This window comes from Bradyrhizobium sp. Unk1, from assembly GCF_059512345.1.
The window spans coordinates 1-1490 of sequence record NZ_JCAMOP010000163.1 but is presented as its reverse complement, the minus strand read 5'-3'; the positions used below and the strand labels follow the sequence as shown (position 1 = coordinate 1490).

Here is a 1490-nt window from a genome sequence, read left to right as displayed (position 1 = left end):
CGGCCTCACATGATGGTTCCTCTGTCAATGGCTTTCTGCCAACGGCGATCCGAGGTGAGCTCTCTTGCTGCAGGGCTTCCCTGCTAACCTCACATCCGGCGGGATGGTGATCCCGACCACTGTCCCACATTCGGGACGGGAGAGCTTCGAAGGAACGGCACCACTCTGTGAAGACGGCGCCGAAGCGCCACGCCGGACAACGGCGACGTTCCCTCGGATCACCGGACTGCAATGCCGTTGCAGCGCTGTCCGGTTTCGGAGACGGTTAGATGGAGGGCTTCGTGACCGCACCCTCAGGCATCACACCGTCGATGACGAATCGCCATAAGGCAATCAGGAGTTTACGCGCGAGCGCCACCACCATGACCTTGCGAACGCGGCGGCCAGTCGAGCCGACGCGCTCACGGAACCAGATTACCTGCGCGGTGCCCGGCTGGTAGCGTTGCCAAAGCCAGGCCAATTCGACCATCACCGTTCTGAGCCGACGGTTGCCTGCTTTCCCGATGCCCTGCTCACGATCGATGGCCCCGCTGCTATACGGGGTCGAGGTGAGGCCGGCATATGACCCCAGCGCCTTGCCATTAGCGAAGCGTCGGACAAAGGCTTCTCGCACCAGCACGGTTGCACTCTGCACACCGATGCCGCGCAGGCTGATGAGTTGCTGGATCATCTTACCGGCATGGTCCGGGACATCGGTTCTAGCGACGGCATCACGTTCAAGTTCTAACTCCACGATCTGCGCAAGTACGAGTTCCAGCCTGGTAAGCAAACGCACGATCTTGGCCAGTGCATTTGGCGGTATCGGATCGCCAAGGCCCGTCCGCAGCTCGGTCAGTCGGCGACGTCGGCTTTGAAGAAGGGGATTGTAGTCGTCAGCGCCCAGCGTCGCCAGAATGGCGCCGATCCGATTCACGAGGCCGACACGCTCGGAGACCAACTCACTCCGCTCCCGGACACACCGCCGCGCATCCTCATCGGCTTCGTCTGGAATCGGCACCATCGAACAGACGCGGGGCTCGCCGCGAAGCCAGGCAAGCAAAGTGCGTAACAGCAGCTCCGCATCGATGCCATCCGATTTACTGCGGCGCATGCGCCGGTCAACAGGCACACTCGAAGGCTGAACGACGTGCACCTCTATGCCGTGTGCCATGAGCCATCTCGCCAGCCAAAACCCGCACCATCCGGCCTCGTAGCTGGTGATCACGCGCTTGACCGAGTGACCAGCGGCAGCAGCGCGGGTTCGGTAACTGTCAATCGCCGCCAATAGATCATTTTTATTCGGATCGATCGTCCGCCTCGCCTTGGTCTGCGAAAGGCCAGGTACCTGCGCCGCCAAGACCCAACTCTTGTTGCTTAGCTCAATCGCCAGAACGAGCGTTTGGTCGTAATCGACAGAACGCGGCACTATGTTGGTCGAATGAGTCATGATCAGATCTCCGGTTTAGGATGACGCAGCTTAGCTCCTCTGCGCCTCAATCATGGGATCTGTT

At 60.5% G+C, this 1490-nt stretch carries 1 protein-coding gene; it reads right to left on the bottom strand.

Features of this window, described 5'->3' with window-relative positions:
- Positions 1–265: 265 nt before the first annotated feature.
- A complete protein-coding gene (locus AC5ZFO_RS47875) occupies positions 266–1426 on the bottom strand; it encodes an IS110 family RNA-guided transposase (RefSeq protein ID WP_496124249.1) in 1161 nt (386 codons plus the stop codon).
- Between the last annotated feature and the right edge of the window lie 64 nt (positions 1427–1490).